The following is an 18,612-nucleotide window of genomic DNA, read 5'->3' as shown; positions in this document are numbered from 1 at the left end:
GGTGCTCCACCGAGCAGTCGACACACATGATGTCAGTCGATGACGGCCTGGCCGTTCATCAGGAGGGGGAGCAGCCAGTCGCGCAAGGCGGTGAGCTTGGCGGATTCACGATGGAGTTCCGCGGTTTTCAGATTCATGGGATGAACTAATTGAGAATATGCTGATAACAGCGTTACCGGTGGAATAGGAATTTCGTACCTCAGCATATGCTCTTTATCTCCGCGGGGCATCTTTGAGCCTTTTGTGCCAGCTGATACATATGAGAAGAAGTGGTCAGAGGATATTGTGTAGTATAGCCATGTGGAAGAACCAATATTGTTAGCGCGAAATACGAGGACGTCCGCGCAACATCCACCCATACGATCAGCTTGCCAAATCTTCTTAAAATAAGGACGTATATTAGATAAAAGTACGTCATTTTCTTTGTAGTTTGTGGCGGTGCCTTCCGTGGGTAAATACTCCGAAGGTACTATACCGCCTCTGTTTTTAACCATGTTGTCCGTACTGATGTAGTTGTCGGCGGATAAACCCAGACAGGAACGTTTGTCGTCAACAAAATGGGAGATATCGCTAAGGCGTCCAACCCTCCAACCTTCAGGAATGTCGCGGTGGAGGGTGTCGTTGTGGACCATTGAGCCGCCGGAGGAACGGTAGGGGTTGCCGTTTTCATCTGGGAAATCGAACTGGGTGAACCAGTAGTCGTATATGGTGCGCGCCAACGATTCCAGTTCCGCAATGATCTTGCCATTCGTCTCGATTTTCGAATCGATGGAATCAAGAAGCGAGGCCACTTCTTGCTGATTCTCGACTATTGGAATCTCAAGCTCTCGTAATGTGTCCAAATCAATATTGCTAACAATAGAACCGCGTGTATCAATACGACGAATCTGCGTTTGAACATATTCCGAAGCCAGCGCATGTAGCAAATATTGAGGACTGCATTTATCGCGTTTGACTTTCAGCAAAACTAATCGTTGCCCCATGCAGCACTTCATTCCTTCGGGAATAAGTCCAACAACGCCCATGGGTGCTTCGCGAGAAATCACCACATCCCCAGCCTCAGGAACTGCACGGCGTATGCGCTGCTCATATGTCTCTTCATCAACATAAAAGACATTCCCTCCATCGAGATTGACGTAGCTGTTATTCAAATTGAAATTCCGAATAACAGGAATTCCCGACTCCTGCCATTTAGGAGTCGAATGCGGGCAATCGATGATGGCGGAACACAATTCTTCAAGCTGAGCTCTACGCAAGTCGCACCGCCTTCATCTGTTCTTCGATCTCCTGCTTTAAACGATTGCCTTCGGCCCACAGGTCGCGCAGCTTGCTCATGCGCGCGTCCACCTCGGCCTGGAATTCGGCTGGCGTCAGGTCCACGTATTCGATCTTCACTTCGAAATACTGGCCGGCACTGAACGAGTAGCGCTTCTCTTTGATGTCGTCATAGTCGGCGAGCACGGAGAAATCATCCTGTTCTTCGGTGGTGTTGAACACGGTGACGATGCGTTCGATCTCCTCGCCTGAAAGCACCGTGCGCTGGTTCTTGCCGACCTTCTCCTTCGTGCCGAGCTTCGACGCGTCCATGAGCAGCGCCTTGCTGTATTGCTTGGACCGGTCGAGGAAGACGATGGACACGTTCGTGCCCGTGTTTGCGAAGATGTTGCTCGGCATCGAGATCACGCCGCGCAGCATGCCGCTGTCCACCATGTTCTGACGGATCTCGGTTTCGATCTTGCCTTTCGCGGTCAGGAAACCGGTCGGTACAACAATCGCGGCTTTGCCGCCGGGCTTCATCGAGTCGATGATGTGCTGGAGGAACATCAGGTAGATGGCCATCTTCTCCGGCTGTTTCGCCGGCACATTCGGCACGCCGGCCCAGAACCGTTTGCCGTACTTCTCCGAAGCCAGCAGATTCCGGCTGCTGGAGAAGTCCGCTTTGAACGGCGGATTCGATACGACATAGTCGAACGTCTTCAACGCCGTTCCGTTATGGTCCAAGTGCCGTGGCGAGACCAGTGTATCGTCGTGTACCACGTTCGCCAACGAACCGACCTGACCGTTCAAGATCAGGTTCAATCGCATGAACTCGTTCGCCTTCTGCGATCGGTCCTGCGTGTACACCGTACAGTTGTCCTCGCCCAGCTGATGCGCCAAAGCGAGCACCAGCGTGCCGGAGCCGGCCGCCGGATCGTAGACGGTGACGTTGCTGTCGCCGTCGGGAGCGAGTATGCGCGCCATGATGTTCGCGATGGAATGGGGCGTGAAGTATTCGCCGTAACTGCCGGAATCCTTGTTGTAATCCTTGATGAGATACTCGAACACCTGTGAGAAGAAATCATAGCCCTGCGAGAACGCGTCGGCGAAGCTGAAATCCGCGAGCACGGCGATAAGGGCCGCGCAGAACCCGTCGCGCTTGTTCTCCTCCACGATGAAACGGCTCACTCCCTGGAACAGGGTGATGGACTCCGTACCGGCCTTCACCGAATACACGTCGATGTTGTCGGAGGCGATGCCGAGCAGCGCGTCATCGAAGGTCTTAGCGAAACCGGGCTCGCCCTGCCGGTTGTACAAGGAGGAGACCAGCCATTCCGGGCGGATGATGGCCGTGGTGCCCAGCTCGTAGGGCAGCATCTTCAGTTTGTCGCCGTCCAGTTCCCGGTACCGTTCCTCGATGTCGTTGACGCCGTCGCAATCATTGAACTCCGGCAGCTTTGCGAGTTCGTAGAGCATGCGGTCGTTGAGGTACTTGTACAGGAACGATTCGGTGATGATCTTGTATTCGCTGCTGTCGTTCGCCAAGCCCAAATCCGCGCATACGGTCTTCAGCTTGTCGATCATGGCAAGGGTGTTGTTGAGGGTCGCTGTGTTCATCCGAGGTGGTTCTTCCTTTCGTCGGAGTACTCATTGTAGATGCGGCCGATGGTCGTGGTGAGTTGCGTGGGCGAATACGACGTGTCATTGTCCTTGAAGGCTTGGATCACTTTCGGGCCGAGGCTGCGTTTGAACACCGCCGGCTGGTCGAGCGTGGCCGCGTTCCTTCCCACCATGGCGTCGATCGTCTTCTTGGCTGTGGACAGGATGCCGAACAGCTGACGGTCGCTGTCGGCCACCGGGTCGCTGTCGGCCATCATCTCCTTGTGGATGCGCATGTACTTCTCGTCGCCGTCGTATTTGTTGGCGAGCATATCGTTTCTGCGGTTGATTTCGTCGGCCTGCCGTTTCAGTTCCTCGAGCTCGTCGATCAGGTCGGTCATCTCGTCGGTGGTGAGTTTCGTCTCCTCCATGTTCGCTCTGCGCAGCTTCTTGCCCAGTTCCTCCATGAGGTTCACGAACTTCGGATCCTTGGGATCCCGGTTGCCGTTGAACGTGTCGCATGCCGTGCGCATCGCGTTCTTCAGCTTGTCCGCCACGGTGAGTTCCTGCGTTCCCTGTTTTACGAACTCGAATTCGAGATTCTCCATCAGTCGGTTGAGCGCACCCGTGGAAAGCCGTTCCGCAGCCAACGTCTTGTTCAGGTTGATGCGGCTGATGCGCAGGTTCACCTCATTGATCAGCTGTTGGAAGTTCCCGATGTCGAAACGATCCTGCAGCTCGTCATGACCGTAGAGCGTGGCCAGATTGCGCAGTTCCTTATAGTGTTCGAGCGCTCTGCGGAGCTTGTACAGTTCGTCCTCGTCCCGCGACTCGAGTTCCTTTGAGAAGACGAGCTGATTGTTGGTGCTGTATTCCCACAATGTGTTCTTGATGTCTTCGAGATCGGTTTTGATGGTTTCCGGATTCTCGAACATGCTGGCGTAGCGGTCGGTTTCGTCGCCGAACTCGTTGTTGAGCTCGGCGAGATAATCCCTGTTCGTCTTGTCGAACTGTTTGGAGATGTCCACGAAGTCGACCACGAAACCGTGATCCATCTTCTTGTACGGACGGTTCACGCGGGTGAGGGCCTGCAGCAGGTTGTGCGCATCCAGAGCGCGACACAGATACATCTTCTTCAGGCGCGGTGCATCGAAGCCGGTGAGCAGCATGTTGTATACCACCAGAATGTCGATCTCGCCTCGTTTGAATCTACGCTGGATTTCACGACGATCTTTTTTGGTCCCCTCGTCATACAGCACCAAAGCGGAGGAGATGTCCGTGTCGTACTTCTGCAGAGCATCGAAGATGTTCCTCGCCTGCTGGGATGTGCGGGCCACGACCATCGCCCCGATGCCTTCGTTCTCCCTGCCCAGCGCGATGCGGGATTGGATGAGGTCGTCCACGATGTACTCCGTCAACGGGTCCACGAAATGCGGGTGCTCGCACACCTCGTCGACCGAAGTGAGCTTGTCGACCTCCTCCAACTGTTCCATGATCTTGCGCATCTTCACGCGGAACTGCGGTCTGATGTCCTCGCGCAGCAGGCGGAGCGTATAGCCGTCCGCGATGGAACGGTCGTAGAAATACGTGTGGATGTAATCGCCGAACACCTGTTTGGTGTCCGCGCCTCCCTTCTGCCGGATGAGCGGGGTGCCGGTCAACGCGATGCGCACGGCGCTCCGGTCCGCATTGAACAGAGCGGACAGGAAGCTTTTGCCCGGCTTGTATTCGCGGTGCGCCTCATCGATGAAGAACAGTCGCTGCTCGTTCAACCCGTATTCGGCTTGGATGCCGGTGGCGTCATCGCTGAATTTCTGGATGTTCACCACCGCAATCGTCACACCGGATGAAGCATCTGTTTGCTGCGCTGCGGCCCATTCGGACGGCTTGCGCAGCAGCTCCACGAATTTGGCCCTCGATTCGACACGAAGCACATGGGCACCTCGGGCGGTGAACTCGTCCGTCGCCTGATCCGCCAAGTCGAGCCGATCCACGATGAAGAACGTGTGCAGCACATGGTTCCGACGCTGGTAGTAGTCGCGCAGATATCGGGTGAGCAGGAACGCCAGCTCGGTTTTCCCGCTGCCTTGCGTATGCCAGATCACGCCCTGCTGCACGCCGTTGTCGAGCGTGCGGCGCACCGCCTTCGAGGCGAAGAACTGCGGGTAGCGCATGATGTGCTTTTCGATCACGCGGATGCCGTCATCGTTTGTATACTCCTTGTAGCACAAAACGTATCGCAGCAGGAACAGAAGACGTTCATGGGAGAACAGCGAGGTGATGATCGAGTTCGCCGGATTCTCCGGCAGCATGGATTCCTCCCATTCCGGCGTCGCCCACAGTGCGATGAGACTGTTGTCCTGGAGGATGGACTTCTCGGTGTTCTCGTCGCGCGGCGCGATGCCGTCCAGCAGACGGCGCCGACTTTCCGGCTCCTCGCGGAAACGGTTCATTTTCACGTTGCCATATGCGCTCGTCGCGTAGAACGATCCCTGCACCGGTTCGCGTTCGGTATCGTCGTACGGTTCGTTGTTGCTGAATGCCATGATCTGGGTGATGTTGGCGAATCTGCGGAACACGGTGTTGGAGAACCGAGCGCGCATGCGTTCGCGTTCGGCGAGCACGCCGTTGCGGTTGCCGATGCGTTTGGCCTCCATGAAGCATAACGGCATGCCGTTGACCAGGAACACGATGTCCGGCCGGAAATTGTCATCGCCGTTCGCATAGGTGAGTTCGGTGACGACGGTGAAGTCGTTGCGCTCGGAATTGTCGAAATCGATGAGACGGTATCCGTCCAAGCCGTTGATGAGCATGCCGTGGAACGCGCGGCCCAGATCCTGTGCGGCGAGCGTCACGCCGATTTTGCGGATGAGGAAGCGGACCTTCTCGTCGTCGCACGGCATGTCGGGGTTCAGACGGCTCATGGCTTCGGTGAACGGACGGTAGAAGATGTTGGTGTCGGGATCGTAATCGGTTCCTGACTCGTCTGTCCGAATGGAGTGGTAATGCCATCCTAGCCTAGTGGCGTGCGCCAGTGCGGGAACCTTCACATACTTGTCTTCGGGTCTGTGCATCGTCCTACCCCCTCATCGTCTACCGTGACCGTATCCATAATAATCGACCGGCGATGCAAACGATGAAGCCATGCCGGCGAACCGGCCGGCGGCGGTATGGTCGCGCGCATGCTCGACATCGGCTGCAGGCCGGGCAGCGGCGCCTGCGCGGTGCCCTTCGCTGTCTTGTTGCGCCCGCGGTGACCGAGGTGTGACCCGCGGTATGCCGACGCGTGATTCGTTACCGACGCGTCAGTCGTGCCTTACAGGCGTGGTTCGGCGCATCGGTTGTCACCACAGGACGTTGATCGGCGCGGTGGTCTTGTTGATTTCGATGATCATGCAGATCTCCTCCGGCGACTCCTTGCAGCCGCGGCGAATCCACAGCCAGATGATCGAGGAGACCGCCGAGACCAGAATCTCCATCGCATAGTCGGCGGGGATGCCGTTGTAGGTGGTCTGCGGCGTTGCGCCGAACCGGTTCGCCTGCATGACGATGAGGCGTTTGAGCACGTCCTTGATGCGATCGTACATCTGCATATCGGTGCCGGATCGGCTGACCGCGTTGAAAAAGGCGAAGTCGTCCTTCACGTAGTGCAGGGCCCTGGCGATGGAGCGCGTCTGGAACGCATCGCAGATGGAGCGACCGTGGGCGTCAGAACCCGAATGACGAGCCGCTCGCGGCTGGTCATCGTTCGACGAGTCGACGAGAATCTCCGTGAGATCGTCGATGGCATCGTCGATGAGCTGCTGGCGAAGGTCGAATTTGTCGACGTAGTGCATGTAGAAGGTGCCGCGGTTGATGTCGGCTTCGCGGGCGATGTCGCTTACGGTGAGGGCGTCGAAGCCCTTCGAGGCGACCAACGAGGTGAACGCGGCCTTGATCTTCGCCTTCGTCTTCGTGTTGCGCCTGGCCGGTGCGGTCGATGGTTTCGTCGCCTGTGCTGCCTGCCTTGCCTGTGTCGCCCGTGCCGCCGATGCGGTCTGTGTCGAAACTGTTGCGGATGGCATTGCTGTTCCTCCGGGTGCCCATGCGTGTGGCTGTATTGCCGATGATCACATCATAGTATCAACGTGTTGTCGATTTAGTCTATTATAACGACAGTTTTTCAAGAGTTGTCCAATCTGGACAGTCGGCGGAAAACTGTTGATTGACTTGTGTTTTTGTGGCTATCTAAGATCGGTTCTGTTAAATCAACGTGTTGTTTATTTAGTGAACCTGATATCTGGCTTCACCAATGTGCTTCAAGAGAACAATCACGATGACACTCAAGGAGACGATGAGTCGATGGCATACATCGAAATGATCCACAGCTACAAGCGGTACCACATGGGCGACACCACCATCGTCGCCAACAACGACGTGAGCTTCGGCATCGACAAGGGCGAACTGGCGATCATCCTCGGCTCGTCCGGCGCCGGAAAATCGACGGTGCTCAACATTCTCGGCGGCATGGACACCAACTCGGAAGGCAAGGTGATCGTCGACGGCAACGACATCTCGAACTACACCGCACGCCAGCTGACCGACTATCGGCGAACCGACATCGGATTCGTGTTCCAGTTCTACAATCTGGTCGCCAACCTCACCGCAAAGGAGAACGTGGAGCTCGCCTCCGAGATCGTGCGCAACGCGCAGGATCCGGTCAAGGCCCTCATCGATGTCGGTCTCAAGGATCGCATCGACAACTTCCCGGCGCAGCTGTCGGGCGGCGAGCAGCAGCGCGTCGCCATCGCACGAGCGGTGGCCAAGAACCCCAAGATCCTGCTGTGCGACGAACCGACCGGCGCGCTCGACTACAACACGGGCAAGCAGGTGCTCCAGATCCTGCAGGATCAGAGTCGGCAGAAGGGTGCGACCGTGGTGATCGTCACCCATAACTCCGCGATAGCGCCCATCGCCGACCGCGTCATCCACATGCACGACGCGCGCGTCAAATCCATCGAAACCAACGCGCATCCGATGAGCATCAAGGATCTGGAGTGGTGAACGCATGACCGACGGCATCAACAATGGCATCAACAACGACGGCGCACTCGACGACTTCGCCACCCCCGATGCGCCAGGCGAGAAGCGACGCAGGCGCGGCCATGCCGCGTTCCCGCGCAAGCGCATGCTGTGGAAGGACATACGCGCGACCCTGCGCAAATCCAAAGGACGATTCATCTCCATCGTCAGCCTCATCGCGCTCGGCTCGTTCGCGCTCGTCGGCCTGTTCGTCACCGGACCGAACATGCGCATCACCGGCACCGACTACTACCGCAGCCACAACCTCGCCGACGTGACCGTCGTCAGCGACTATGGACTCACCGATGACGACGAAAACGTCATCCGAGGCACACAAGGCGTGAAAAACGCGGAATTCGGCTATTTCAAGGACGTGACCATCGCCGGCAGCAACCATAGTCTGCGCATCTACTCCGCACCGAAAACCATCTCCACGTTCCAGATCGTGGAGGGACGCCTGCCGAGCAAGGCCGACGAGATCGCACTGAGCGCAGCGGAACGCGACCGATACGCCATCGACAGCACCGTGCACATCAGCGAACAGCCCGATCTCGCCGGCGACACCATCCTCGAATCCGATTCGTATACGGTCGTCGGATTCGTGAACTCGGTCGAGGCGCTTTCCAACGTCAACCTCGGCCAATCCACCGCAGGCACTGGAGAACTTGACGGATACGCCGTGGCAAGCGAATCCGCGTTCGACTCGGACGTGACCATGATCGGCCGGATCACCTTCGACGACACGCAGACGCTCGACTATTGGACCGACGCATACCGCGACCGAGTGCAGCGTCACAAGAAGACCCTTGTCGCCCGCCTCGCCGATCAGCCCAAGAAGCGGAAGGAGTCGATCGTCAGCGGACGGCGCGCGCAGATCGACAAGGCGCAGCGGCAGGTCGACGACGCGAAGAGGAAGCTGGCCGACACGCAGGCGCAGCTGGACGATGCCAAGGAACAGATCGAAGCATCCAAGGACCAGATGACCGCCGGCGAGCTGCAGGCCGTCGATCAGGCATCAGGCGCCCTCGCCGAACTGGCGGGAGCGAGCGCGCAGATCGCCTCCGCATCATCCCAGCTGACCGCAGCCCAGACCAGACTCGCCGCCGGCGCGCAGCAGATCAACGAAGGCAACGGACAGCTCTCCTCATCATGGGATCAGCTCGACGAGGCGCGCAAACAGCTCGCACTCGCACGCGCCGGACTGGAATCCGCGAAAACGGTACTCGACAACACCGGCCGAATCCTCGACGCCTGGGCGCAAAGCGGCATCGCCGGCAGCGCCTACGATCAAGCCAAAAGCCAGTATGATCGGGCGCTCGCCGACTACAATGCGGCGGCGGACCGCTACAACCGGCAGCAGAAGCAATACGAAACCGCACTTGGCCAATGGCAGGAGGGCGCGGCCGGTCTCGACAAGGCAAGCGAGGAATACCAGCGCAACGCCGCAGCGATGGCCAGCGCCGCCGACCAGCTCGCCTCCAAGCAGAGCGAACTCGGCCAGGCGGTCTCCGGTGCGACGGGTGCGACGGGCTCGACGGGCTCCGGTGGCGTCTCGCAGCTCATCGAAGGCCGGCGCAGCATCGAGAAGGCGGAGGAGGAATACGAGGCGAAACTCAAGGAGTTCAATGATGCCAAGCCCACCGCCGAACAGAAGATCAATAAGGCCGAGCATGACATCGAACTCGCCCGCGAGAAGATCGACACGATCGAAGTGCCAGCCTATTCCGTCGATGATCGACGGGAGGGACTGACCTCCGAAGGATACCGGGTTTATGGGATCATCGCGAACATCGTGGAGCGGCTGGCGCTGATCTTCCCCGTGTTCCTCTACCTGGTGGCCGCGCTCGTCGCCTTCACGACGATGGGCCGCATGGTCGATGAGGAACGCATCAATTCGGGCACGCTCAAGGCACTCGGATACAGTGATCGGGATGTTCGCGCGAAATTCGTGTTCTACGGCTTCACCGCGTCCACGTTGGGCACGACGATCGGCGTGATCGCAGGGCATACGCTGCTGCCGCTCATCGTGTACGGCGCCTACTCCGATGGCTTCTCCGTGCCGCGAATCGCGCTCGTGTTCCATCCGCTCGTCACGCTTGTCGCGTTCCTGCTCGCATGGGTGAGCGCCGTGGTGCCCGCGCTGCTTGCCGCCATGCGTGAGCTGCGCAGCCGGCCAGCCGCGCTGCTGCTGCCCAAGCCGCCTGCAAAGGGATCGAAGATAGTCCTCGAACGCATCGGATTCATCTGGAACCGACTCAGCTTCACGCGCAAGGTCACCGCACGCAACCTGTTTCGATACAAGTCGCGCGGCCTCATGACGTTCTTCGGCGTGGCGGGAGCCGTCGCGCTCCTGACCGCGGGGCTGGGCGTGCAGGCTTCGATCGGACAGATCAGCGAACGTCAGTTCGATGAAATCATCCATTATGATCTGATCGTCGCCGAACGCAGCGACAACAACGCCGAACAGCGTGACGAGGTCGCCAAGGCTATGAAGCGGGATGCGGTCGAATCATCGATGCCGATCCGGTACGAGGAGCTCAACGTCACGGCCGGCAAGGAGAACGACAAGCAGAGCATCACCCTGCTGCTGACCGACGACGCCTACAATTTCGGCGACTATCTGACGCTGCGCTCACGGGTCGGGCACGATTCCCAGGTACTCACCGACCGTGGCGCTGTCATATCGGAGCGCATGGCCGCCATGCTGCATGCCGGCGTCGGGGATACGATCCGCCTCACGGATTCGGACGGCGTGGAGCGAACCGTGCGCGTGGACGGCATCAGCGAGATGTACATCGGTCACTTCATGGTGATGACATCCGGCGAGTACCAGCATGTGTTCCATCGCGACTACCAGTCGAACGCGTATCTGGTGCGGCTGAAGGACGGCTCCATCGCCAACGCCGAGAAGCAGGGAGCCTCGTTCATGGACATCGACGGCGTGCGCGGCGTGGTGCAGAACACCACGATGAAAAGCCAGGTCGCGACGATCGTCGATTCGCTCAACCAGATCATGGAGGTGCTCATCCTCGTGGCCGGACTGCTCGCCGTGGTGATCCTGTACAACCTGACGAATCTCAACGTGTCCGAGCGCATCAGAGAGCTGTCCACGATCAAGGTGCTCGGCTTCCACGCGAACGAGACGACCATGTACATCTACCGCGAGACGATCGTGCTGTCGGCGCTCGGCATTCTTGGCGGATACGTGTTCGGCGGCGCGCTGCATCGGTACATCATCGCCGAGGTGCCGCCCGACGAGGTCATGTTCGATCCCGGGCTCGGATGGCTGGCATTCGCGGCACCGGCGGCGCTGGTCGCGGCAGTGCTTGCAGGGCTTGGCGCGGTGGTCTACCGGCGGCTGCGGGATGTGGACATGCTGTCGGCGCTCAAGTCCGTGGAGTGAGGTCGCGCGGATTGGGTGCGCGCGGATTGGGGGCGCGCGGCTAGACTGTGATGCATGACCCGTTATCTGTGCGCTCCCGATTCATTCAAGGAAAGCTTGACCGCTCTGGCGGCGGCGACGGCCATGGCCGAGGGGATACGGCGTGCCGATCGTCATGCCGAAATCCGCCTTGCACCGATGGCCGACGGCGGCGAGGGGACGGCGCGGGCGCTCGCCGACGCCACCGGCGGCACCATGGTCGTCGCGGCGGCTCACGATCCGCTGGGGCGGCCGATCCAAGCGGAATTCGCGATGCTGGGGGATGGGCGCACGGCGGTCGTGGAAACCGCCGCGGCAAGCGGTCTCGCTCTGGTCGGTGCGGCGGAGCGCGATCCGCTGATCGCCTCGTCATTCGGCACCGGGGAGCTGATGCGCGCCGCTCTGGATGCCGGAGCCGCGACGATCATCGTCGGGCTTGGCGGCAGCGCGACCAATGACGCGGGTGCGGGAATGCTGACGGCGCTTGGCGTGCGATTCCTGGACGACGCTGGGCGTGTGCTGCCTGCCGGGGGAGCGGCGCTGGGATCGTTGGCGTTCATCGATGCGGATGGGCTTGATCCCAGACTTGGCGGCACCGAGGTGATCGCCGCGTGCGACGTGACCAATCCGCTGGTCGGGCCGAACGGCGCCAGCGCCGTGTTCGGTCCGCAGAAGGGGGCGAGCGGCGAGGATGTCGCGGTGCTTGACCGCGCGCTTGCGCGTTTCGCCGCCGTGGCGGGAAGCCAGTGCGGCGTTGACGTCGCGCATCTGCCGGGCGGGGGAGCGGCGGGCGGCATCGGGGCGGCGCTGCAGGCGTTTGCGCATGCCCGGTTCCGCCCTGGATTCGAGCTGGTGAGCGAGCGAATTGGCTTGGATGAGGCCGTTCGCTGGGCTGATGTGGTGTTCACCGGCGAAGGCTCCGTCGACGCGCAGACCGGATTCGGCAAGACGCCGGCTGGCGTGGCGGGTATGGCGAAACGCCATGGCAGGCCGGTGATCGCCATCGCCGGGCATGTCGGGGGTGGCGTGGAGGGACTGTACGGCAAGGGCATCGACGCGATATTCGGCACGGCACCCGGTGCGGCGTCGCTCGATGAGCTGCTGCGCGATGCCGCTGTGAACGTGGCGTTCACCGCCGAACAGGTCGTACGGACGATGCTACTGCATCGTTGAACCCCGATATTGAACTTTTTTTGTGACTGGATGCCGATGAAAATTGAACTCATCGGCGTTTCGTGATGGCATGGTGCTAAGGTTTGAACCATAGATTTTGAACTTTGAACTTCTGTCTTTTGGTGATCGCGGAAAGGAGGAGCCATGGACGATCATTTCGCCATGCATTTGCGTGATGCGATGAACCGGCGCCATCTCAAGCAGATCGACATCGTCCGGGCCGCGCAGAACGCCGGCGTCAAGCTTGGCAAAAGCCACGTCAGCCAATATGTGAGCGGCAAGACGGTGCCGCGGTCGGAGACGTTGAACTTCCTCGCCGAGGTGCTTGACGTCGATCCGGCTTGGCTGCTCGGGTCCGATGGTCGCACCGATCACGGCCATGCCGGTGCTGAACCCAGTGCCAGGGCTGAGGCCGGTGACGACGCATCGGGGATCGGCTCCGCCGGGTTTGGCGTCACCGGGTTTGGCTCGACAGCGCTGGAGGAGAGCACGGTCCGCGTCGTGTCCGGTCAGCGGTCGTCCTCCGGTCGCAGGGAACCGGCGTCGGCGCCATCGATGTCGTCGACGGTCTCGTCGCCTTCGGTGCCCTCGACATCCCTGACGCTCTCGGCGCGAGAGCAAACGGCCGTGCCGGTCGAAATGGCTCGTGCCGCAGCCGAACCGGCGTCTGCAACGAATATGCAAGCATCGTCAGTAGTCATGTCAGCCACGTCAGCCATGAAGTCGGAAGGAGCTCCCATGCGACGTTTCCACAAATCAACCAAGCTCGACAACGTGCTCTACGACGTGCGCGGTCCGGTCGTCGACGAGGCCGCCCGCATGGAGGAGGCCGGCATGCACGTGCTCAAGCTGAACATCGGCAATCCTGCGCCGTTCGGCTTCCGCACCCCCGACGAGGTGGTCTACGACATGTCCCGTCAGCTGACCGACACGGAGGGCTATTCGGCGTCCAAGGGCCTGTTCTCCGCGCGCAAGGCCATCATGCAGTACGCGCAGCTCAAGAACATCCCCAACGTCGGCATCGAGGACGTCTACACCGGCAACGGGGTCAGCGAACTCATCAACCTGTGCATGTCGGCGCTGCTCGACAACGGCGACGAGGTGCTCATCCCGAGTCCCGACTACCCGCTGTGGACCGCCTGCGTGAACCTCGCCGGAGGCACCGCCGTCCACTACGTGTGCGACGAGCAGTCCGAATGGTATCCCGACATCGACGACATGCGGGCCAAGATCACCGACCGCACGGTCGCGATCGTGCTCATCAACCCGAACAATCCGACCGGTGCGCTCTATCCGCCCGAGGTGCTTCAGCAGATCGTCGATCTCGCCCGCGAGCATCATCTCATGATCTTCTCCGACGAGATCTACGACCGGCTCGTCATGGACGGGCTCAAGCACGTCTCCATCGCGTCCCTGGCGCCGGACCTGTTCTGCGTCACGTTCTCCGGCCTGTCCAAGTCGCATATGATCGCTGGGTACCGCATCGGATGGATGGTGCTCTCGGGCAACAAGTCCATCGCCAAGGACTACATCGAGGGCATCAACATGCTCACCAACATGCGCATCTGCTCGAACGTGCCCGCGCAGTCGATCGTGCAGACCGCCCTAGGCGGGCATCAGTCCGTCAACGACTACATCGTGCCGGGCGGGCGCATCTACGAGCAGCGCGACTACATCTACAATGCGCTCAACGCCATCGACGGGGTGACTGCGGTCAAGCCCAAGGCCGCGTTCTACATCTTCCCCAAGCTCGACGTCGAGAAGTTCAACATCACCGACGACGAGCAGTTCGCGCTCGACCTGCTGCACGACAAGCGCATCCTCATCACACGCGGCGGAGGATTCAACTGGCATGAGCCGGACCACTTCCGCATCGTGTACCTGCCTCGCATCGAGGTGCTCAAGGACGCGGTCGGTAAGCTCGCCGACTTCCTGAGCACCTATCGGCAATAGGGTGCCGCCGCATCGGGCGGGAGGCCGTGGCGAGTTTTGTGGCGCGCTTTGTGACGGGCTTTGTGACGGGCTGAACGGAATCTCGAAAGGAGCATGACGTAGAAGACGCGTAAGAGTGACACGTAAGGGAATCGTTAGGGAAACGCCGGGCGAATCCCGCTCGTTGTATGTCTTCCGTTAACGGCGCTCGGCTCGAATACGACGGTGAATAATGTGGTAACAACAGGATCATGCCCGATGCTTCGCCCGGCGTCGTTGTCCGGTCGCCCGCGCGCATGGCCCGACATGGGTTAGGGAAGGGGCTGCGGCGATGGCTGATGCGGTGCTCGTCACGGAGATTCTGTTCGCGATTCTCATCTCCTCGTTCCTCAGCCGATTTCTCCCCAAGATCTCGACGCCGCTCATCCAGATCGCCTTCGGCGTGGCATGGTACTTCACGCCGGCACTGAGCAATGTGCAGTTCGAGCCGGACGTGTTCATGCTGCTGTTCATCGTGCCGCTGTTCTACCTGGAGGCGCGCGGCATCGACCGAAAGGCGCTCGGCAAGGATCTCGGCCTGTCGCTCTCGCTCGCCGTCGGACTCGTCATGGTGACCATGATCGTCAGCGGCATCGCCCTGCACGAGATATGGCCGGCCATACCGATGATGGCGGCAGTGGCGATGGGCGCGGTCATCAGTCCCACCGACGCGGTATCGGTCGCACAGCTGGGAGGCGTGGTCGATCTGACGCCACGACAGCAGTCAGTGCTGCAAAGCGAAAGCCTGCTCAACGATCCGGTCAGCCTCGTCGGCTTCCAAACAATGCTCGTGGCGCTCGCCACCGGTCATTTCTCCCCGGTCGGATTCGGCGGTCAGGTGATCGCCAGCTTCATCTTCGGCACGTTGATCGGAGTCGTGGTCGGATGGGCGTTCGACCGGGTCGTGCTGATGCTGCGCCGGCACAACATGGAGGACATGACCACGCGCATGCTCATGGAATGCTTCCTTCCATTCGGCGTGTATCTGCTTTCCGAGCATGTGGGCATCTCCGGTCTGCTGGCCGTGGTGGCATGCGGCGTGGTCATCACGTTCCCGAGAACCGGCGTCGGCGGCGACGTGGCACGCGTCAACCTCGTGTCGAACTCGGTGTGGCATCTGGTCGACTTCACGCTCAACGGCGTCGTGTTCGTGCTGCTTGGTATCGAACTGCCCATTGCGATGCGCTCCATATGGGATGATCCGCGCGTCAACCTGTGGGCGATGATCGGTCTGGTGCTGCTGCTCACGCTGCTGACGCTCGTGTTGCGATTCGTCTGGTGCGCCGCCACGCTGCGCTGCGCCAAGGATCTCACCACGGGCCGTCGGCGCAAGATGAACGCCGAACGATGGCACTCCACATGGGTGATGACCTTCGGTGGCCCGAAAGGCGCGATCTCACTGGCGATGGCGTTCTCGCTGCCGTATTCGATTGATGACGGCGCGTCCGTCCCGGTGCGTGACATCATCCTCTTCATCGTTTCGGGATACATCGTCATATCGATCATTCTCTCCAACGTCATGCTGCCGCTACTCTCGCCGAAGCCGGCCGATACATCGAGCCAGGAGTGGGCGCGTCGCGATGTGGAGATGCTGCGGCGCACCATCGCCAAGATCGTCGACAACGACACCCCGCAGACGCATGCCGCGGTCACCAAGGTGCTGAAAAGCTACAACGACCGCATCGAACGCGTCGAGACGAGTCTGCCGTCATCATCGCCGCGAGAGGCCAACGAGCTGCGCATTCGCACATTGGAATGGGAACGCGACTGGCTGATCGACGCGATCTCCTCGCGCGAGGGCATCGACAATCCGGACGAGGAGACCGCAAGCCAGCTCATGGGGGCGCGCTACCTGCTGGAGCATATCGAATCGGTGCTGTCCCGCATGACTCCCGAGGACGGTGGGCAGATCGGTCGCGGCCTGTCGTTCCGATTGGCGAAGCTGCGTCGCCGGTTCATGCCCATCATGCGTCGATACTGGGAGGGGATCGCCCGTCACACGCCGGGGCTCGAGGCGGAGCGCACCCGTGCGATACGTGCGGTGCAGGTACCGTTGTACAACGACATCATCGACCGCCTGCAGGATCTCATGCTCGACCATGTCTACGATGCCGAACTGGTGGCCGAATTGCTCGTCGAATACCGCAGGGGGCTCAATCAGATCCTTGACACGTCGCTGTCGGCGGTCCATGTGGCGGACAGCGCGAAGATCGAGGCCGTGCGCGCCGACGCGATGCGCATGGAGCTCGATACCATCCGTGAGATGCTCGAATCCAAGGAGATCACGCGAGACGACGCGCGCCTCATGCGCGCCAACGTCCACCTCATGCAGGCCGAATCGGTCATGGTCTAGTGATCCCCCTTCTTTCCGAAAAATCCTTGCGCTAAAGCAGCGCCCCCGCTCTCGTTCATCTCGTTCCTCTCTGGTGCTCCACCAGCCAACCCGCGAAAATGGCAGAAGTCTCATTATCTGTGAGACAGATCACTGGCTGACCGTCCCTCGGTCCGCTCCACGGTTCGGATTGTTCCTCAACTCATCGGCCCGCTTCGCACACGAATCGACTGGGCAGCGCATATTGGTTCGCGCATGATTGGCTTGTACCGCGGAACGGATCTACCGCCCGATCGTATTCGGGCGGCATGCTGTCGATCACGATGGGTCCTTGATGAGTCCTTGCATGGGATGGTGTGTGTCGCCGGGGGATGCGCAATGGTGCGATCCGAGTAGATCGCTTGGTTCTGCAGCCACGCAATCGTTTGTAACCGGTCATATCGAGTCGCGTGGCTGTGGAATCTGCCTCGCATCTTCCTGTAAGCGATCACAAGGTGTCGCGTGTGCTGCTTTTTGCATGTTTTGCAGCCACGAGATCACAAAAGTGCCCTTTTTCTCATCGCGTGGCTGTGGGGTAAGCCATGCGACGTGGTGTGAGCGGTCACATTGCGACGTGAGCGTGGTTTTCGGGTGGTTTTGCAGCCACGGTATCGTTTGTGATCGGTCACATCGCATCGCGTGGCGGCCCGCACAGCCACGGTACGCGAAAAACGCCGTTTTCCCCATCGAGTGGCTGCGGATTGAGCTGCGGATTGTGCCGGTATGACGCTCTGCCGTTCATATCCTGCGGGGTGAATGCCACCTTGGTGTCGCTGGTCGTGTTGCCAGTGAACTGTTTGGCTTTCTTTAACGTGCCGGACGTGGTGTTCACGTTCAACGTGATCGTACCCTTCACCGTCTGTGACGCGCCCCCATTGTTGGATAGGGTGATCGTATCCGTGACGGGCTTATTACCACCAGTCAACGTGTGGCCAGTGGCTTTCGTGCGAATGGTGAGCTTGTAGCTGGCTTTCCATGATTCGTTCTTGTCGTTGCGCCCGTTGTGTGTGGCGGCAGCGCTCATATGCTGCTGTTTGGGAACCGCCACGTCGAACCAGTATTCGCCCGCGGGCCATGTCTTCCACGCTTTCACCACGTCACCGGGACTGAATTTCACGTTGACGGTGCTAGTAACGCTTGTGGTGAACCGTTTCAACGGGCTGACGTGCGTCGTGCCGTCCAGTGTGATGGCGGTGAGGGTGATCTGTCCGGTGACTTTTTCCTTGCTGTTCGCATTGTTTTTCAAGGTGATCGCGTCGGTGACCGGGTTGGTGCCGCCCGCCGTGCCGAACCTGCCGGACGCCTTCGTGCTGACCGTCAGCTTGTAGTTCTGCGGCGGCGGGGTTGGTGATGGCTCGTACTGGTTGAGGGCGATCACGATGACGACGGGCGGCATGGGAACGGTGTTGTTCCAAGCGTTTGCCGCCAACTTGTCCACCGACCAAGCTGGATCATCTGAAAAAGCATCGTTGGTGTCATATATTTTGTTATTGTTGTGATACTTTTTATTTGCAACGGTCTTGTTCCATTGGGCCTCCCAAAAGTTTGCTGTCGCGAACCCCGTACCGTCATATTTATGCGCCAATGTGGTGACAACGCCCACACCGACCATGCGGCACTTGCCCTTACCCTTCTGGTCAGGGTGGAGCTTGTCGAATCGCGCTAGACAGTTCTGATTAGCCCCAGCAATTGTCTGGTTTGTTACTTTTGCCGCTGTTCCTGAATCGACATTGGGATTACCATCATCCCAGTCGTTCCA

General features: G+C 59.8%; 9 protein-coding genes and 1 pseudogene. 5 read left to right on the top strand and 5 right to left on the bottom strand.

Annotated elements, in window-relative coordinates:
* Positions 1-32 precede the first annotated feature (32 nt).
* The 4 genes from EHS19_RS07515 to EHS19_RS07500 all read right to left on the bottom strand — a co-directional run bounded on the left by EHS19_RS07515 (position 33) and on the right by EHS19_RS07500 (position 6,920).
* A complete protein-coding gene (locus EHS19_RS07515) occupies positions 33-1,256 on the bottom strand; it encodes a restriction endonuclease subunit S (RefSeq protein ID WP_151917150.1) in 1,224 nt (407 codons plus the stop codon).
* The gene (locus EHS19_RS07510; RefSeq protein ID WP_151917149.1) at positions 1,249-2,874 is read right to left on the bottom strand and encodes an HsdM family class I SAM-dependent methyltransferase; all 1,626 of its coding nucleotides are present in this window, start codon (positions 2,872-2,874) and stop codon (positions 1,249-1,251) included. The genes EHS19_RS07515 and EHS19_RS07510 overlap by 8 nt, the downstream gene beginning before the upstream one ends.
* Positions 2,871-5,930, bottom strand: coding sequence for a DEAD/DEAH box helicase family protein (locus EHS19_RS07505; RefSeq protein ID WP_151917148.1), 3,060 nt, complete (start codon positions 5,928-5,930; stop codon positions 2,871-2,873). Before EHS19_RS07505 ends, EHS19_RS07510 begins: the two co-directional genes overlap by 4 nt.
* A 270-nt stretch (positions 5,931-6,200) precedes the next feature.
* The gene (locus EHS19_RS07500) at positions 6,201-6,920 is read right to left on the bottom strand and encodes a TetR/AcrR family transcriptional regulator (RefSeq protein ID WP_151917147.1); all 720 of its coding nucleotides are present in this window, start codon (positions 6,918-6,920) and stop codon (positions 6,201-6,203) included.
* A 277-nt stretch (positions 6,921-7,197) separates the two neighbouring features.
* Here EHS19_RS07500 and EHS19_RS07495 point away from each other — a divergent pair, with 277 nt between their 5' ends.
* The 5 genes from EHS19_RS07495 to EHS19_RS07475 all read left to right on the top strand — a co-directional run bounded on the left by EHS19_RS07495 (position 7,198) and on the right by EHS19_RS07475 (position 16,835).
* Entirely contained in the window at positions 7,198-7,899 is a 702-nt protein-coding gene (locus EHS19_RS07495) for an ABC transporter ATP-binding protein (RefSeq protein ID WP_151917146.1), read from the top strand.
* A gap of 4 nt (positions 7,900-7,903) precedes the next feature.
* Positions 7,904-11,320 carry an FtsX-like permease family protein gene (locus tag EHS19_RS07490; protein ID WP_241677147.1) on the top strand — a complete coding sequence of 1,139 codons (3,417 nt, stop codon included), beginning with the start codon at positions 7,904-7,906 and terminating at the stop codon, positions 11,318-11,320.
* Between the two features lie 54 nt (positions 11,321-11,374).
* On the top strand, positions 11,375-12,511 hold the full coding sequence (locus EHS19_RS07485; protein WP_151917145.1) for a glycerate kinase: 1,137 nt from the start codon (positions 11,375-11,377) through the stop codon (positions 12,509-12,511).
* 144 nt (positions 12,512-12,655) lie between these two features.
* Complete coding sequence (locus tag EHS19_RS07480) at positions 12,656-14,464, top strand: aminotransferase class I/II-fold pyridoxal phosphate-dependent enzyme (RefSeq protein ID WP_241677146.1); 1,809 nt, start codon at positions 12,656-12,658, stop codon at positions 14,462-14,464.
* 310 nt (positions 14,465-14,774) lie between these two features.
* Complete coding sequence (locus EHS19_RS07475; RefSeq protein ID WP_151917144.1) at positions 14,775-16,835, top strand: cation:proton antiporter; 2,061 nt, start codon at positions 14,775-14,777, stop codon at positions 16,833-16,835.
* A 643-nt stretch (positions 16,836-17,478) separates the two neighbouring features.
* On the opposite strand, the pseudogene EHS19_RS10800 reads toward EHS19_RS07475, so the two are convergent.
* Positions 17,479-18,612: pseudogene (locus EHS19_RS10800) on the bottom strand (hypothetical protein); the annotation flags it as partial.

Origin of the sequence: Bifidobacterium jacchi (genome assembly GCF_009078285.1) — a bacterium.
GTDB classification, from domain to species: Bacteria; Actinomycetota; Actinomycetes; order Actinomycetales; family Bifidobacteriaceae; genus Bifidobacterium; species Bifidobacterium jacchi.
Note: the sequence above shows the minus strand (reverse complement) of the source record. Positions and strands in the feature narration are given on the sequence as shown.

Excerpts from the sequence above, each read along its gene's own strand:
- EHS19_RS07510 (WP_151917149.1), bottom strand. The coding sequence starts at position 2,874 with ATGAACACAGCGACCCTCAACAACACCCTTGCCATGATCGACAAGCTG.
- EHS19_RS07505 (WP_151917148.1), bottom strand. The coding sequence starts at position 5,930 with ATGCACAGACCCGAAGACAAGTATGTGAAGGTTCCCGCACTGGCGCAC.
- EHS19_RS07500 (WP_151917147.1), bottom strand. The coding sequence starts at position 6,920 with ATGCCATCCGCAACAGTTTCGACACAGACCGCATCGGCGGCACGGGCG.
- EHS19_RS07495 (WP_151917146.1), top strand. The coding sequence starts at position 7,198 with ATGGCATACATCGAAATGATCCACAGCTACAAGCGGTACCACATGGGC.
- EHS19_RS07490 (WP_241677147.1), top strand. The coding sequence starts at position 7,904 with ATGACCGACGGCATCAACAATGGCATCAACAACGACGGCGCACTCGAC.
- EHS19_RS07485 (WP_151917145.1), top strand. The coding sequence starts at position 11,375 with ATGACCCGTTATCTGTGCGCTCCCGATTCATTCAAGGAAAGCTTGACC.
- EHS19_RS07480 (WP_241677146.1), top strand. The coding sequence starts at position 12,656 with ATGGACGATCATTTCGCCATGCATTTGCGTGATGCGATGAACCGGCGC.
- EHS19_RS07475 (WP_151917144.1), top strand. The coding sequence starts at position 14,775 with ATGGCTGATGCGGTGCTCGTCACGGAGATTCTGTTCGCGATTCTCATC.